Genomic DNA, 16,744 nt, shown 5'->3' on the forward strand with positions numbered 1-16,744 from the left:
CCCTCCGTTAGGCCCCGCCGGTAGGGCTACCGCCGGGAACACAGGCTGACCTGCGCCGGAGTCGGAAGCGTAGGGGCCAAAGCGGTCCAGTAGTGGCGCTACAGCGCATCGTCGGCATTTGGCGTGATGTAGGTCCGTGTTGCATCGAATGCCGCAACGGTGATCGAATGCCCTTTCGTTGTAGTTAGCAGGTTTCAGGTGTTGTCAAGGGAACGCGGGGGTGTGTCGTAGGTGTTCGGCCGTTGGCTGGGGAGTCGGTTGGGGAACCGTACGAATCGGGTGGGACGGACGGGGGCCCTGTCGGCGTTCACGGTTCCGCCGAGTGCGGGGTTGCTCAGCTGCCGGGTGCTCGATGCCGTGAACGAGCCCGTTCGGAACGCGGAGTTCGTGGTCAGCGATGCCGTGGGCCGCAAGGTGGTGAGCGGGGGGACGGACCCTTTCGGGTCGTTCATCACGACCGTGCCGGCGGGGGAGTACCGCCTCGCGGTGTCGGCGGAGGGGTTCACTCCGTACCGGGCGAGCGCCACGGTGGGCGAGGACGCGCACGCCTCGCTCGGTGACGTCACGCTTCAGGTCGCCCAGCCCCCGGCGCTTCCCGAGCCCGGCGACTGGGAGGTCGACCCGCAGCACTCCTCGGTCGGGTTCTCGGCGCGGCACATCGGACTGGCCCGGATCCACGGGCGGTTCAACAGTTTCGCGGGGGCGATTCGGCTGGGCGAGCGCATGGAGGACTCCGCGATGCACGTCGTCATCGACGCGGCGTCCATCGACACCGCGGTCAAGATGCGCGACGACCATCTGCGCTCGGGGGACTTCCTGGACGTGGAGCGCTTCCCGACGATGGAGTTCTACAGCGACCGCTTCGTGCACAAGGGCGGTAGCCGCTGGGCGATATCCGGTGGGCTGACGCTGCACGGCGTGACGCGGACGGTGACGCTGGACGCCGAGTATCTCGGGGTCGGGCAGGGGCTCGAGGGGGAGACCCGCGTGGCCTGCCGGGCCAGCACCGAGCTGCTCCGCGACGATTTCACGATCACCTGGCAGACGATGCTCGCGCGCGGTATCGCGGCCGTCGGGCACAGCATCACGGTCGACCTCGACATCCAGGTCGTCCCCAAGAGCTGACGCGGCGGGGGTACGCGCTGCGGCCCGAGGCCGGCCCCGCGCCGCCGCGCGACCGCCACGCCTACGGGGCCTCCAGCCAGCCCTCGTGTTCGGCGGCCAGTTCGTCGAGCGCCGCGCGGTCGAGGCGGGACTCGGGGTCTTCGACCACGACCAGCCACTGGGCGTCCTCGGCGTCGTCCTCGCCGGCCAGGGCGTCGCGTACGAGCTGGGGCTCCTCGGTGACGCCGAAGCGGTCGGGAAGATCTTCGGCCACCTCCTCCGCGGCATCGCGGTCGGGCAGCACCAGGACATGTCGTACGTCGTTCACGCCCCCATTCTCCGATACGGGCCGCGCGGCACGGCACGGGCTCCCGGCACGGGCTCCCGGCCGGGAAGGCCGTCGTACGGGACGGACTGTCAGTGCCGCGTGGGATGCTTGACCGCGATGGCCAGGAAGACAGCTAACGACGATCCGCTCGCTCCCCTCACGCTCGCCGTGGGGCAGGAGGACCTGCTTCTCGACCGTGCCGTGCAGCAGGTGGTGGCGGCCGCCCGCGCCGCCGACGCGGACACGGACGTGCGTGACCTCACCTCCGACCAGGTGCAGCCCGGCACGCTCGCCGAGCTCACCAGTCCCTCGCTCTTCGCCGAGCGCAAGGTCGTCGTCGTGCGCAACGCGCATGATCTGTCGGCCGACACGGTGAAGGACGTGAAGGGGTATCTGGGGGCGCCCGCCGAGGAGATCACCCTGGTGCTGCTGCACGCGGGCGGCGCCAAGGGCAAGGCCCTGCTCGACGCGGCCCGCAAGGCGGGAGCGCGGGAGGTCGCCTGCCCGAAGATGACCAAGCCCGCGGACCGGCTGGCGTTCGTGCGCTCGGAGTTCCGTGCGACGGGGCGTTCGGCGACGCCCGAGGCGTGCCAGGCCCTCATCGACGCGATCGGCAGCGATCTGCGGGAGCTCGCCTCGGCGGTCTCGCAGCTCGTGGCGGACGTCGAGGGCACGATCGACGAGGCGGTCGTCGGGCGGTACTACACCGGCCGGGCGGAGGCGTCGAGCTTCACGGTGGCGGACCGGGCCGTGGAGGGGCGGGCCGCGGAGGCGCTTGAGGCGTTGCGCTGGTCGCTGTCGACCGGGGTCGCGCCCGTCCTGATCACGAGCGCGCTCGCGCAGGGCGTGCGGGCCATCGGCAAGCTCTCCTCCGCGCGGGGCGGGCGGCCCGCCGATCTGGCCCGTGAGCTGGGCATGCCGCCCTGGAAGATCGACCGTGTGCGGCAGCAGATGCGTGGCTGGACCCCGGATGGCGTAGCCGCCGCGATCACCGCGATCGCCGCGGCCGACGCGGGGGTCAAGGGCGGCGGCGACGACCCCGAGTACGCACTGGAGAAGGCCGTGGTGGCCATCGCCCGCGCCGCCAGATCCCGCCGCACCTGACCTCCCCCGGCCCCGGCGACAGCCCCGCCCCGCCTCCGCGACCGCGGAGCCGGCCCACCACGCTCGCAGCCGCCCGGAAGCGATGACCACGGGCCCAGCCACGCCCCGCAACGCTTGGCGTCAGCCCCCGCAGCGCCCAGCCGCCCGAGCCCCGCAGCTCCCTTACCCCCGGGCCCGGCAGTCGCCGCACCTCGCAGCCGCAGTCGCAGCCGCCGCCCCGCAGCCACCGCGTGCCCCAGCCACGCCCCGCTCGCAGCGCCCGGCGCCAGCCCCCGCCCCGCCGGAGCCGTCCGTACCCCCAACGCCGAAAACCCCGCCCCGCCGACCTGGGGAAGGGCAGCGGGACGGGGTTTTCGTAGAAACACTGAGTGGATCCGTACCCGCGTGGCGAACGCAGATCGTGTACGGATCCGGGGTGCCGGACGGGAGCGGAAGAGAGGGGCCCGCTGGTTCCCGTGCCGGCGTCAAATCAAGTGAGGCCGCTGTCAGCCGCTCGAAGCGAGGGCCCGCGGTACTCGCAGAGGCTTCAGCCCTTGATGGACGCGGCCTTCGTCGCAAGCGCCGACTTCTTGTTGGCGGCCTGGTTCTTGTGGATGACGCCCTTGGAGACGGCCTTGTCCAGCTGACGCGTGGCCTCACGCGTGAGCTCGGCGGCCTTCTGGGTGTCACCGGCGGCAACGGCCTCGCGGGCCTTGCGGATCGCGGTCTTCAGAGAAGACTTGACCGCCTTGTTGCGCTGACGCGCCTTCTCGTTGGTCTTGATCCGCTTGATCTGGGACTTGATGTTCGCCACGAAAGAGCCTTCTCAGGTTCAGGTACTGCAGAGGTACTGCAGATGAGTGTTATGACACGCGCCTCGATGCTCGAGAGGGCTACGAGACACAGCTGTCCACGGTACCAGCCGCCCTCCGACCGGCCCAAACCGGGCGCAGCTCCAGCCCCCGCCAAGCCGCCTAGCCCGGCACCGAGCTGCCGAGCGCCAACCCCAGCCGCCGAGCCCCCACCCCGAGAAGTACCGACGCCCCACCACCCCAAGCGCCGAGCCCCCCGCACCGCCCCCACACCACCCCCCGCCACACCAAGCGCCCGGCCCGCGCCGCGCCCATGGGACGATGGAAGCTACGTATAGATCCGACCCGAGGCGACCGGCGCCTCAAGAGACAGGACCCTGCGTGCCCGCGACCCCTAAGAATGTGCCCGAGCCGAGCCGTACCGACCCGGCTCTGATCCGCAATTTCTGCATCATCGCGCACATCGACCACGGCAAGTCCACGCTCGCCGACCGCATGCTCCAGCTCACCGGGGTGGTGGAGCAGCGGCAGATGCGTGCTCAGTACCTCGACCGGATGGACATCGAGCGCGAGCGCGGCATCACGATCAAGTCCCAGGCGGTGCGTCTGCCCTGGGCCCCGAGCGAGGGCCCGGACCAGGGCAGCACCCACATCCTCAACATGATCGACACCCCGGGCCACGTGGACTTCACGTACGAAGTCTCACGTTCGCTCGCGGCCTGCGAGGGCACGGTCCTCCTGGTCGACGCGGCCCAGGGCATCGAGGCGCAGACTCTCGCCAACCTGTACCTGGCGATGGAGAACGACCTCAAGATCATCCCCGTACTGAACAAGATCGACCTGCCGGCCGCCCAGCCGGAGAAGTTCTCCGAGGAGCTCGCCAACCTCATCGGCTGCGACCCCGACGACGTCCTGAAGGTCTCCGCGAAGACCGGCATGGGCGTCGAGGCGCTGCTGGACAAGGTCGTCGCCGAGATCCCGGCGCCGGTCGGCGTCAAGGACGCTCCGGCGCGCGCGATGATCTTCGACTCGGTCTATGACTCCTACCGCGGCGTCGTGACGTACGTACGAGTCGTCGACGGTCAGCTCAACAAGCGCGAGCGCATCCGGATGATGTCCACCGGTGCCACGCACGAGCTCCTTGAGATCGGTGTCTCCTCGCCCGAGATGACCCCGGCCGACGGCATCGGCGTCGGCGAGGTGGGCTACATCATCACCGGCGTGAAGGACGTCCGTCAGTCCAAGGTCGGTGACACGATCACCTCCCTGCACAAGGGCGCGGCCGAGGCGCTCGGCGGTTACAAGGACCCCAAGCCGATGGTGTTCTCGGGGCTGTATCCGCTGGACGGCTCGGAGTACCCGGACCTGCGCGAGGCCCTCGACAAGCTCCAGCTCAACGACGCCGCGCTGGTGTATGAGCCGGAGACCTCGGCTGCTCTCGGGTTCGGCTTCCGTGTGGGGTTCCTGGGGCTGCTGCACCTCGACGTGATCCGTGAGCGGCTCGAGCGCGAGTTCGGGCTCGACCTGATCGCCACCGCCCCCAACGTGGTCTACCGCGTGATCATGGAGGACGGCACCGAGCACACGGTCACGAACCCGAGCGAGTTCCCCGAGGGCAAGATCGACCAGGTGCACGAGCCCGTCGTGCGCGCCACGATCCTCGCCCCGAGCGAGTTCATCGGTTCGATCATGGAGCTGTGCCAGAACCGGCGCGGCGTCATGCTCGGCATGGACTACCTCTCCGAGGACCGCGTCGAGATCCGCTACACGCTGCCGCTCGCCGAGATCGTCTTCGACTTCTTCGACCAGCTCAAGTCGAAGACGCGCGGCTACGCCTCGCTGGACTACGAGCCCACGGGCGAGCAGTCCGCGCAGCTCGTCAAGGTCGACATCCTGCTCCACGGCGACAAGGTCGACGCCTTCTCGGCGGTCACCCACAAGGACGCGGCGTACGCGTACGGCGTGCGGCTCGTCGCCAAGCTGCGCGAGCTCATCCCGCGGCAGGCCTTCGAGATCCCCGTGCAGGCGGCGATCGGTTCGCGCGTCATCGCCCGCGAGACGATCCGCGCGATCCGCAAGGACGTCCTCGCCAAGTGCTACGGCGGTGACATCTCCCGTAAGCGCAAGCTCCTGGAGAAGCAGAAGGAGGGCAAGAAGCGCATGAAGATGGTCGGCTCCGTCGAGGTGCCGCAGGAAGCCTTCATCGCCGTGCTCTCCAGTGACGAGAGCGGCCCCGGCAAGGGCAAGAAGTAGTCACACCGGCGGCGGTCGAGCCGCTGCCGCGCGGGCCCGGTGCGTATGCGTACCGGGCCCGCGGCATGTTGCCGCGGGCCTGCTCATTCCGTTTGAGTGTCTGTACGAAGTGACAGGCAGATGCCCCTTACGCACCGGGCGTCGGCGCTCTACTCTGATCACCACTCGTAGGTTACTCGCAAGTTAAACAAGTAGCCGGCAGGGACGTAAGAAGCAGCCAACCAGCCAGTTCGCCGCACTGACGTGGGCCCGGAGGATGTCGTGAGCGACACACAGACCTTGATCGAGAACCGTCCGCCGTCCGTGGCGCATCTGTTCCTGGAGCGCGTGGCGGCCACGCCCGACGCCGAGGCCTATCGCTACCCGGTGCCCACGGCCACCGGCGAGGGCCCCGACGACTGGAAGGCGCTCAGCTGGGCGGAGGCCGCCGAGCGGGTCCACGCCATCGCCGCGGGCCTCATCGAGCTCGGCCTGCGCCCCGAGGACCGCGTCGCCCTCGCGTCCTCCACGCGGGTCGAGTGGATCCTCGCCGACCTCGGCGTCATGTGCGCGGGCGCGGCCACCACGACCGTGTATCCGCAGACCAACGCGGAGGAGTCGGCGTACATCGTGGCCGACTCCGAGAGCCGGGTGCTGATCGCCGAGGACGCCGCCCAGCTCGCCAAGGCGCGCGAGAAGCGGGCCGAGCTGCCCGAGCTGCGGCACGTCGTGGTGATCGACGCCGAGGGCGTCTCGGCCGCCGAGGGCGACCCCGAAGGATGGGTGCTCACCCTCGCCGACCTGGAGGCCAGGGGTGCCGCCCACCTGGAGAAGAACCCCGCGCTCGTCAAGGACCGGATCGCGGCGATCACCGCCGACCAGCTCGCGACGCTGATCTACACCTCCGGCACCACGGGCCGCCCCAAGGGCGTGCGCCTGCCGCACGACAACTGGTCGTACATGGCGAAGGCCATCGCGTCGACCGGGCTGCTCGGCCCGGACGACGTGCAGTACCTGTGGCTGCCGCTCGCCCACGTCTTCGGCAAGGTGCTGACCTCCGGGCAGATCGAGCTCGGGCACGTCACCGCCGTCGACGGCCGGGTGGACAAGATCATCGAGAATCTGCCGGTGGTGCAGCCCACCTACATGGCCGCCGTGCCCCGCATCTTCGAGAAGGTCTACAACGGCGTCGCGGCCAAGGCCCGGGCCGGCGGCGGGGCCAAGTACAAGATCTTCCTGTGGGCCGCCGACGTCGCCCGCGAGTACGCGAAGGTCAGCCAGGACAACTTCCGCAGGACCGGCACCGCCTCCGTGCCCTTCGCGCTGCGCGCCAAGCACAAGGCCGCCGACGCGCTCGTCTACTCCAAGCTGCGCGAGGCCTTCGGCGGACGGCTGCGCGCCGCCGTCTCCGGCTCCGCCGCGCTGGCCCCGGAGATCGGGTACTTCTTCGCGGGCGCCGGCATCCACATCCTGGAGGGGTACGGCCTGACCGAGTCCTCCGCGGCCTCCTTCGTGAACCCCGGCGAGGCCTACCGCACCGGCACGGTCGGCAAGCCGCTGCCCGGCACCGAGGTGCGGATCGCGGACGACGGCGAGATCCTGCTGCGCGGCCCCGGCATCATGGAGGGCTACCACAAGCTGCCCGACAAGACCGCCGAGGTCCTGGAGTCCGACGGCTGGTTCCACACCGGGGACATCGGCGAGCTGTCCGTCGACGGCTATCTGCGGATCACCGACCGCAAGAAGGACCTGATCAAGACCTCCGGCGGCAAGTACATCGCGCCCGCCGAGGTCGAGGGCCAGTTCAAGGCCGTGTGCCCGTACGTCTCCAACATCCTGGTGCACGGCGCGGACCGGAACTTCTGCACCGCGCTGATCTCCCTCGACGAGCCCGCGATCCTCCAGTGGGCCAAGGAGAACGGCCAGGAGGGCAGGTCCTACGCCGAGGTCTGCGCCTCGCCCGCCGCCGTCAAGCTCGTCGACGGCTATGTGCGGCAGCTCAACGAAGGCCTTCAGCGCTGGCAGACCATCAAGCAGTTCCGCCTCCTCCCGCGCGACCTCGACGTCGAGCACGGCGAGCTGACGCCGAGCCTGAAGCTGAAGCGCCCGGTCGTCGAGCGCGAGTACAAGCACCTGATCGACGAGATGTACGCGGGCTCGCGCGAGGCCTGAGCCCCGGCAGGGGTAGGCGCACGGGGCGGCCGGCCTCAGACGCCCCGTCCGCGGCGCATCTCCTGCACCAGTTCCTCCATGTGGGTCACATGGCGGCGCAGCTCCAGGACGTCCTGGAGACTGCTCGCCGCCATGTGGCTCTCGATCGCCGAGAGGCGGGCGGCCAGCTCGTCGAACTGGCGCTGCTCGCGAGCGAGTATCCGCTCCAGCTGGCGGTTCTTGCGGTGCAGTTCGAGGAAGACGGTGACCTTGGCGCGCAGCACCCATGGGTCGAAGGGCTTGGTGAGGTAGTCGGCGGCGCCCGTGGCGTACCCGCGGAAGGCGTAGCCCGCGTCGTTGTCGGTGCCCGTCAGGAAGATGATGGGCACGTCCTTGGTCTGGTCGAGGCGCTTGATGTTGGTCGCGGTCTCGAAGCCGTCCATGCCGGGCATCCGGACGTCCAGGAGGATCACGGCGAACCGCTGCCTCAGGATCGCCTTCATCGCCTCCTCCCCCGAACGGGCACGCACCAGTGGTTCGTTCAAGGACCCCAGGACTGCTTCGAGTGCCATCAGGTTGTCCTCCATGTCATCGACCAGGAGGATGCTCGCGCGGTGGTCGGTCATGGAATCTGCGCTCATGGTCATGGTGCCTCAATCGGTTGCCGGCGGAGCAGCGCTCTCTTCAGGGGTGCTCGGCTGTTCCGCTGCGAGGGATGCCGGGTCGGGGGAGGCGGACTCCTGGCCGGTGGCGGTGCCGTCCTGGTCCAGAAGGGCGCAGACGACACCGAGGAGCTGGTCCACATCCACGGGTTTGGGTACGTAGTCGGTGGCGCCCTCGGCGATCGCCTTCTCGCGGTCGCCCGGCATGGCCTTGGCGGTCAGCGCGACGATCGGCAGCCCACGCCAGCGGGGGCTGCGGCGGATGGCCGCCATGGTTTCGTAGCCGTCCATCTCCGGCATCATGATGTCCATCAGGACGATGTCGACGTCGGGATTGCGCTCCAGGGTCTCGATGCCCTCGCGGCCGTTCTCCGCGTACAGGACGGGCATGCCGACGCGGCTGAGCACGTGGGTCAGCGCGAAGACGTTGCGGATGTCGTCGTCGACGATCAGCACCCTGCGGCCCGGCAGTATCCGGCCGGCACGCCCTTCCTTCCACTCCTCCAGTTTCGTGGGAGTGGGCCAGCTGTCGTCGGGTTCGAGGGCGGTGTGCGGCCGCAGGGCCGCGTGCTCCACGGGCTCGGGCAGGTGCTGGGTGTGGGCCGCCGCGTACGCCAGGGCGGCGGCGCCGTGGCCGGGGTGCACCACGGGCACGTACAGCGAGAAGACCGAGCCCTGTCCCGGGCGGCTCTCGGCGGTGATCCGGCCGCCGAGCAGGCCCGCGATCTCGCGGCTGATGGAGAGGCCGAGGCCGGTGCCGCCGTACTTGCGGTTGGTGGTGCCGTCGGCCTGCTGGAACGCCTCGAAGATCACCGGTAGCTGCTCGGGCGGGATGCCGATGCCGGTGTCCTTGACCGCGAAGCAGAGCAGGTCGTCGTTGTCGTGGGCCAGGCGGTCGCGCGCGGCCTCCTTGACGCGGCTGACCCGCAGCTCGATGCTGCCGGCCGAGGTGAACTTCACCGCGTTCGACAGGAGGTTGCGCAGGATCTGCTGGAGGCGCTGCTCGTCGGAGAACATCTCGCGCGGCACGTCCTCGCCGACCGACACGTCGAAGGCCAGGCCCCGGTCGAGGGTGAGCGGGCGGAACGTCGCGTGGACGTAGTCGAGGACCTTGATCAGCGGCAGCTTCTTGGGGCGTACGTCCATCCGGCCCGCCTCGATCTTCGACAGGTCGAGGATGTCGTTGATGAGCTGGAGGAGGTCCGAGCCCGAGCGGTGGATGGTCGTCGCGAACTGCACCTCCTGGTCGGAGAGGTGGTTGTCGGGGTTGTCGGAGAGCAGCCTGGCCAGGATGAGCAGGGAGTTGAGCGGGGTGCGCAGCTCGTGCGACATGTTCGCCAGGAACTCCGACTTGTACTGCGAGCTCGTGGCGAGCAGGGCCGCCTTCTCCTCCAGCTCGGCGTTGGAGCGGCGCAGCTCGGCCTGCTGGCGCTGGAGTTCGTCCGAGCGCTCCTGGAGCTGGGTGGCGAGCCGCTGGGACTCGCCGAGCAGCGACTCCGTACGGGAGTTGGCGATGATGGTGTTGATCGCGACGCCGATGGTGTTCACGAACTGGTCGAAGAAGGCCAGGTGGACGTCGGAGAACCGGGAGAACGTGGCCAGCTCGATCACGCCGAGGAGCTTGTCCTCGAAGAGGATCGGGATGATCACCACGGTGGCGGGGGCGGCGTCGCCGAGCCCCGAATGGATCTTGATGTAGTCCGGCGGCACCTCCTCGACCAGGATGCGCTTCTTCTCCAGGGCCGCCTGCCGCACCAGGCCCTGGGCGGGCATCCCGCCGGTGTCGACGACCGAGCCCTGCGCCGCGCCGTAGCCCGCGATGAACGCGAGGCCCTTCGCCGTGACCTGGGTGGGCGCGGGGCTCTCCGCGGTGTCCGGATCGGCCAGGAAGAACGCGCCGTACTGCGCGTTCACCAGCGGGGTCAGCTCGCGCAGGATCAGGTCGGCGACCTCCATCAGGTCGCGGTGGCCCTGCATCAGGCCCGCGAGGCGGGCGAGGTTGGACTCCAGCCAGTCCTTGGCGCGGGTGGTCTCGCGGAGGTTGGAGACCATGAGGTTGATGTTGTCCTTGAGCTCCGAGACCTCGCCTCGCGTCTCCACGGTGATGGCGCGGGTCATGTCGCCCTGGGCCACGGCGGAGGCGACCTCGGCGATGGCGCGGACCTGGGTGGTGAGGTTCAGCGCCAGCTCGTTCACGTTCGTCGTCAGGCGCTTCCACGTGCCGTAGACGCCCTCGACGCGGGCCTGGCCGCCGAGCTGCCCCTCGGAGCCGACCTCGCGGGCGACGCGGGTGACCTCCGAGGAGAAGGAGGAGAGCGTGTCCACCATGGTGTTGATGGTGGTCTTCAGCTCCAGGATCTCGCCGCGGGCGTCCACGTCGATCTTCTTGGAGAGGTCGCCCTGGGCGACGGCGGTCGCGACCTGGGCGATGTTGCGGACCTGGCCCGTGAGGTTGTCCGCCATGTAGTTGACGTTGTCGGTGAGGTCCTTCCACACGCCCGAGACGCCGAGGACCTGCGCGCGGCCCCCGAGACGGCCGTCCGTGCCGACCTCGCGGGCCACCCGGGTCACCTCGTCGGCGAAGGCGCGCAGCTGCTCCACCATCGTGTTGACGGTGTCCTTCAGCTCCAGGATCTCGCCGCGCGCGGTGACGGTGATCATCTTGGAGAGGTCGCCGTTGGCGACGGCGGTGGTGACCTGGGCGATGTTGCGGACCTGGGAGGTGAGGTTCGACGCCATGAAGTTGACGTTGTCGGTGAGGTCCTTCCATACGCCGGACACGCCCCGCACCTGGGCCTGGCCGCCGAGGTTGCCCTCGGTGCCGACCTCGCGGGCGACGCGGGTGACCTCGTCGGCGAAGGCGGAGAGCTGGTCGACCATCGTGTTGATGGTCGACTTCAGCTCCAGGATCTCGCCCTTGGCCTCGACGGTGATCTTCTTGCCGAGGTCGCCCTGGGCGACGGCCGTCGAGACGAGCGCGATGTTCCGGACCTGGGAGGTGAGGTTGTCCGCCATGAAGTTGACGTTGTCGGTGAGGTCCTTCCAGACGCCCGAGACGCCCCGCACCTGAGCGCGCCCGCCGAGGTTGCCCTCGGTGCCGACCTCGCGGGCCACGCGCGTGACCTCGTCGGCGAAGGCGGAGAGCTGGTCGACCATCGTGTTCACCGTCGACTTCAGCTCCAGGATCTCGCCCCGGGCGTCGACGGTGATCTTCTGGCTCAGGTCGCCGTTGGCGACGGCGGTGGTCACCTGGGCGATGTTGCGGACCTGGGAGGTGAGGTTCGACGCCATGAAGTTGACGTTGTCGGTGAGGTCCTTCCAGACGCCCGAGACGCCCCGCGCCTGCGCACGGCCGCCGAGCTGCCCCTCCGTGCCGACCTCGCGGGCGACTCGGGTCACCTCGGCGGCGAAGGCGGAGAGCTGCTCCACCATCGTGTTCACGGTCAGCTTCAGTTCGAGCAGCTCGCCCGTCGCCTCGACCGTCACCGTGCGCGTCAGGTCGCCCTGCGCCACCGCCGTGGTCACCAGGGCGATGTCCCGCACCTGCGCGGTGAGCCGCGCCGCCATGGTGTTGACCGCCTCGGTCACGTCACGCCAGCTCCCGGACAGGCCGCGCACCTTGGCGCGCCCGCCGAGCCGCCCCTCGGTGCCCACCTCGCGGGCCACGCGCGTGACCTCGACCGTGAAGAGGGAGAGCTGGTCGACCATCGTGTTGACCGCGCGGCCGAGCCTGCGCAGGTCGCCCCGCAGCTCGCGGCTGCCGTCGTGCAGGTCCACGCGCTGGGTGAGGTCGCCGCCCGCCACCGCGTTGAGCACCCGGGTGGCGTTCGCGGCCGGGGCGACCAGGGAGTCGAGGAGGGTGTTGACCTCCTGGACCCGGGCCGTCCATCTGCCCTGCCCCGGGCTCGCGGAGAACCGCTCGTCGAGACGGCCGTGCCGGATGATCTCCCTGCGCACCCGGACGAGTTCGGCGTCGAAGTGCAGGGAGCGGTCCATCATCTCGTTGAAGACCGTGTACAGCTCGGCGGTCAGCCCCTCGCCGACCGGCACCACCTTGGTGAAGTCCCCGTCCCGCGCGGCCCGCATGGCGGCGAGAAGCGGGCGCAGCTCGGCCGGGGTGATGGTGACGACGCTCGCGGGGGCGCCGCCGTCCGCCGGCACCGAAGGGCGCGCCGGGGCGGGAACGCGGCTCGATCCACGCGCGGGCATAGCACTGTTCTCACTCATAGCGGCCCACTTCGGTAACTCGGTGCTTATGGGCGCGGCCAGTCTGTCACTCTGTCGGTGTCGCCTGAGGCGTATTCGCCCGAACTGCTCAGGAGCCGCACCGTGGGGTCCACTTCGACGCAACGGGAGACCGCGTTCCGTGCCTCCGCCAAGGATCCGGACCATCCCGGGTCGTCGGCGGTGGTGCGGACGTCGCTGCCCGGAAACTCGCTGGCACCGGCGGCCGCGCGAAGATTCGTGCGCGTCGCCCTCGCCGACTGGGCCGAGCTCGGCGTGCCGGCGGCGGCCGGTATCGACGACCGCCTGGCCGACGACGCGGTGCTCATCGTCAGCGAACTGGCGACCAACGCCGTCGTCCACGCGGGCACCGACGTCGAACTGCTGTGCCGTCTTGACGAGGCCGGGCCGGGGGAGGAGGCCGAGACCCTCGTCATCGAGGTGTCCGACCACCACCCCGCCCGCGCCGTCCGCGGCGACCAGGGCCCGAGCCCGGCAGGCATCCCCGAGTACGGCCGCGGCCTCCAGCTCGTCGCCAGCCTCGCCGAGTCCTGGGGCATCACCTACCGCAGGGGCACCAAGAGCGTCTGGGCCAGCCTGCCCGTCCACGGCGTCGTGGCCGTCAAGGGGATCGAGGCGTACGCGAACGACCAGGCGTTCCAGCGCGGTCTGCGCGCCGTCGAGATCCTCGCGCCGCTGCCCAAGCAGACCTCCCACGGCATGGAGTGGGTCAACCGCGGTGCGCTGAGCTTCCTCGCCGAGGCGTCCGACCTCCTCGCCGGGCAGTTCGACGAGGACCTGGTGGCCTCCCTGGCGGGCCAGCTCCTCGTGCCGCGGCTCGCCGACTGGTGCGCGGTCTGGCTCGACGTCGCCTCCGAGGGCCCGGCCCACACGGCCGCCGACGGCTCCGCGACGCGGCTCGCCCGCGTCTGGCACACCAGCGAGAGCCGCATGGAGGAGCTCCGCCGCGTCCTGGAGAAGGACCCGCCCCACCTGCCCGTCGCCGCGGGCTCCGGCGCCCACGCCGTCAACTGGCCGGGCGCCGCCCTGCCGGACGACACCTCCGGTGCCGCGCTCGCGTACCGGCTCACCGCGGGCGGGCGCGCCCTCGGCACGCTGGTGATCGGCCGGGCGGGCCTCGACCGCTTCCCCGACGAGGTCACCGGGCTCGTCGAGGACTTCAGCCGCCGGGTCGCCCTCGCGATCAGCACGGCCCGGCGGTACCAGCGCCAGGCCAACATCAGCCAGGTGCTCCAGCGCGGACTGCTGCCCGAGAAGGTCGCGCAGATCCCCGGCATGGCGAGCGGCGTGGTGTACGAACCGCGGGACAAGGGCGGGCCCGGCGGCGACTTCTACGACCTCTTCCAGGCGGGCGACGGGCGCTGGTGCTTCGCGCTCGGCGACGTCCAGGGCAAGGGCCCCGAGGCCGCCGTCGTCATCGGCCTCGCCCGCCCCTGGCTGCGGCTGCTCTCCCGCGAGGGGTACGCGGTCGCCGAGGTCCTCGACCGCCTCAACCAGCTCCTCCTCGACGACGCCACCGAGGCGTCCGACGCGGCGGCCGCGGTCGTCGCCGTCGCGGGCGGCGGCCAGGGAGTGCCGGCCGACGGCCCCACCGCGCGCTTCCTCTCCCTGCTCTACGGAGAGCTCGTGCCGTACGAGGGAGGGGTCCGCTGCACCATCGCGTGCGCGGGACACCCGCTGCCGCTCCTGCTCGGCCCCGAGGGGAAGGTGCGGGTGGCGGCGAACCCGCAGATGCTGCTCGGGGTCTTCGACGACGAGACGTACACGAGTGAGTCCTTCGAGCTGCGGACCGGCGACACGCTCCTGTGCGTCACGGACGGCGTGACCGAGCGGCGCTCGGGACGGCTCCAGTTCGACGACGGCGACGGCCTCGCGCTGGCCCTCGCCGACTGTGCCGGGCTCGACGCGGAGCTCGTGGCGGAGCGGATCCGGCGGCTCGTGCACGAGTTCTCCGACCGGCCGCCGGACGACGATCTGGCGGTGCTGGTGCTCCAGGCGCGGTAAAGGCGCGCGGTGCGGGACAATCGAGTACATGCCTTCCGCACTGCCCGATGGTGAGCCCATGCCCGAGGACGGGGCGCTGCCCGCGTCCGCCCTGGACGGCGCGGCCTCCCGCCCGCTCGGCTTCTACCTGCACGTCCCGTACTGCGCCACGCGCTGCGGCTACTGCGACTTCAACACCTACACCGCGACCGAGCTGCGCGGCTCCGGTGGCGTGCTCGCCTCGCGCGACAACTACGCCGAGACCCTGGCCGACGAGGTGCGGCTCGCCCGCAAGGTCCTCGGCGACGACCCGCGGCCCGTGCGGACCGTCTTCGTCGGCGGCGGCACGCCGACGCTCCTCGCCGCGGGTGATCTCGTACGGATGCTGGATGCCGTACGGGAGGAGTTCGGGCTCGCGGACGACGCGGAGGTCACGACCGAGGCGAACCCGGAGTCGGTGGACGAGGCGTACCTCGCCGAGCTGCGGGCCGGTGGCTTCAACCGCGTCTCCTTCGGCATGCAGAGCGCCAGGCAGCACGTGCTGAAGGTGCTCGACCGCACGCATACGCCCGGGCGGCCCGAGGCGTGCGTGGCCGAGGCGCGGGCGGCCGGCTTCGACCACGTCAACCTCGACCTGATCTACGGCACGCCGGGCGAGTCCGACGCCGACTGGCGGGCCACGCTCGACGCGGCGCTCGGTGCCGGGCCCGACCACATCAGTGCCTACGCGCTGATCGTCGAGGAGGGCACGCAGCTCGCGCGGCGCATCCGCCGCGGGGAGGTGCCGATGACCGACGACGACGCCCACGCGGACCGGTACCTCATCGCCGACGAGGTGCTCGGGGCCGCGGGCTTCGCGTGGTACGAGGTCTCCAACTGGGCGACGACACCGGCGGGCCGGTGCCTGCACAACGAGCTGTACTGGCGCGGGGCCGACTGGTGGGGCGCCGGACCCGGCGCGCACAGCCACGTCGGGGGCGTGCGGTGGTGGAACGTGAAGCACCCCGGCGCGTACGCGGCGGCCCTGGCCGAGGGACGGTCGCCCGGGGCCGGGCGGGAGGTCCTCTCCGCCGAGGACCGCAGGGTCGAACGCATCCTCCTGGAACTCCGCCTCCAGGACGGCTGCCCGCTCTCCCTCCTCCGGGAGGCGGGTCTTGCCGCCGCGCGGAGAGCCCTCTCCGACGGCCTCCTGGCTCCCGAGCCCTACGCGGCCGGCCGCGCGGTCCTGACCCTACGGGGCCGCCTGCTGGCGGACGCGGTCGTACGGGACCTGGTGGACTAGGGGGCTTCTGTCGCGGGTCCTAGGCCCCGGGGCCAGGCTCCGTCACGAAGTCGATCAGTTCTTCCACCCTGCCGAGGAGCTCCGGCTCCAGGTCCCGGTAGCTGTGGACCGAGGAGAGGATGCGCTGCCAGGCCGCGCCCGTGTTCGGGGGCCAGCGCAGGGCCTCGCAGACGCCCAGCTTCCAGTCCTGGCCCCGCGGCACCCGCGGCCACGCCTCGATGCCCACCGAGGAGGGCTTCACGGCCTCCCAGACGTCGATGTAGGGGTGGCCGACCACCAGGGCGTCCGGGGAGCCGACCTCCGCCGCGATGCGGGACTCCTTGGAGCCGGGGACCAGGTGGTCCACCAGGACGCCGAGGCGCGCGTCGGGGCCCGGGGAGAACTCGGCGACGATGCGGGGCAGGTCGTCGATGCCCTCCAGGTACTCGACGACGACGCCCTCGACCCGCAGGTCCTCGCCCCATACCCGCTCCACGAGCTCCGCGTCGTGGCGGCCCTCCACGTAGATGCGCCCCGCGCGCGCGCCCCTGGCGCGCGCCCGCGGGACGGCCACCGAGCCGGATGCCGTACGGGAGGGACGTACCGGAGCGGGCGCCGTCGCGGCCGGGCGGACGAGCGTCACCGGCCGGCCCTCAAGGAGGAAGCCGCCCGGCTCCATCGGGAACACGCGGTGCTTGCCGAAGCGGTCCTCCAGCGTCACCGTCGGCCCCTGCGCCGTCTTCTCGCAGCGGATCACCGCCCCGCAGAACCCGGTGGCCGGCTCCTCGACCACGAGACCGGCGTCCGCCGCCACCTCGGGCACGGCCTTCGGCTTCTTCCAGGGGGGCGTGAGGTCGGCGGAGTACTGGCGCATTCTGCCGAC

11 protein-coding genes are annotated in these 16,744 nt (G+C 70.9%); 6 read left to right on the top strand and 5 right to left on the bottom strand.

Going from position 1 to position 16,744, the window contains the following annotated elements; all coding sequences use genetic code 11:
* Positions 1-231: 231 nt before the first annotated feature.
* Entirely contained in the window at positions 232-1,125 is an 894-nt protein-coding gene (locus ACZ6JY_RS02340) for a YceI family protein (RefSeq protein WP_469191374.1), read from the top strand.
* Between the two features lie 61 nt (positions 1,126-1,186).
* Here the strand turns inward: ACZ6JY_RS02340 and ACZ6JY_RS02345 are convergent, their stop codons facing one another.
* Positions 1,187-1,432, bottom strand: a complete 246-nt coding sequence (locus tag ACZ6JY_RS02345) for a hypothetical protein (RefSeq protein ID WP_469191375.1) — start codon at positions 1,430-1,432, stop codon at positions 1,187-1,189.
* 117 nt (positions 1,433-1,549) lie between these two features.
* Here ACZ6JY_RS02345 and holA point away from each other — a divergent pair, with 117 nt between their 5' ends.
* The gene (holA, locus tag ACZ6JY_RS02350; protein ID WP_469191377.1) at positions 1,550-2,536 is read left to right on the top strand and encodes a DNA polymerase III subunit delta; all 987 of its coding nucleotides are present in this window, start codon (positions 1,550-1,552) and stop codon (positions 2,534-2,536) included.
* A gap of 526 nt (positions 2,537-3,062) precedes the next feature.
* Here holA and rpsT read toward each other — a convergent pair.
* Entirely contained in the window at positions 3,063-3,329 is a 267-nt protein-coding gene (rpsT, locus tag ACZ6JY_RS02355; protein ID WP_469191379.1) for a 30S ribosomal protein S20, read from the bottom strand.
* A 379-nt stretch (positions 3,330-3,708) separates the two neighbouring features.
* On the opposite strand from rpsT, the gene lepA reads away from it, so the two are divergent.
* Both lepA and ACZ6JY_RS02365 read left to right on the top strand, forming a co-directional pair.
* Complete coding sequence (gene lepA / locus ACZ6JY_RS02360) at positions 3,709-5,580, top strand: translation elongation factor 4 (protein ID WP_469191381.1); 1,872 nt, start codon at positions 3,709-3,711, stop codon at positions 5,578-5,580.
* 261 nt (positions 5,581-5,841) lie between these two features.
* The gene (locus ACZ6JY_RS02365; protein ID WP_469191383.1) at positions 5,842-7,731 is read left to right on the top strand and encodes an AMP-dependent synthetase/ligase; all 1,890 of its coding nucleotides are present in this window, start codon (positions 5,842-5,844) and stop codon (positions 7,729-7,731) included.
* A 35-nt stretch (positions 7,732-7,766) separates the two neighbouring features.
* Here the strand turns inward: ACZ6JY_RS02365 and ACZ6JY_RS02370 are convergent, their stop codons facing one another.
* On the bottom strand, positions 7,767-8,351 hold the full coding sequence (locus ACZ6JY_RS02370; RefSeq protein ID WP_469191385.1) for a response regulator: 585 nt from the start codon (positions 8,349-8,351) through the stop codon (positions 7,767-7,769).
* Between the two features lie 12 nt (positions 8,352-8,363).
* Positions 8,364-12,458, bottom strand: coding sequence for a HAMP domain-containing protein (locus ACZ6JY_RS02375; protein ID WP_469191900.1), 4,095 nt, complete (start codon positions 12,456-12,458; stop codon positions 8,364-8,366).
* Positions 12,459-12,701: 243 nt separating this feature from the next.
* Here ACZ6JY_RS02375 and ACZ6JY_RS02380 point away from each other — a divergent pair, with 243 nt between their 5' ends.
* Complete coding sequence (locus ACZ6JY_RS02380) at positions 12,702-14,621, top strand: SpoIIE family protein phosphatase (RefSeq protein ID WP_469191387.1); 1,920 nt, start codon at positions 12,702-12,704, stop codon at positions 14,619-14,621.
* Between the two features lie 28 nt (positions 14,622-14,649).
* A complete protein-coding gene (hemW, locus tag ACZ6JY_RS02385; RefSeq protein ID WP_469191389.1) occupies positions 14,650-15,882 on the top strand; it encodes a radical SAM family heme chaperone HemW in 1,233 nt (410 codons plus the stop codon).
* A gap of 19 nt (positions 15,883-15,901) precedes the next feature.
* Here the strand turns inward: hemW and ACZ6JY_RS02390 are convergent, their stop codons facing one another.
* Complete coding sequence (locus tag ACZ6JY_RS02390; RefSeq protein WP_469191391.1) at positions 15,902-16,735, bottom strand: DUF3097 domain-containing protein; 834 nt, start codon at positions 16,733-16,735, stop codon at positions 15,902-15,904.
* Between the last annotated feature and the right edge of the window lie 9 nt (positions 16,736-16,744).

This window comes from Streptomyces sp. NPDC046335 (assembly GCF_055587985.1).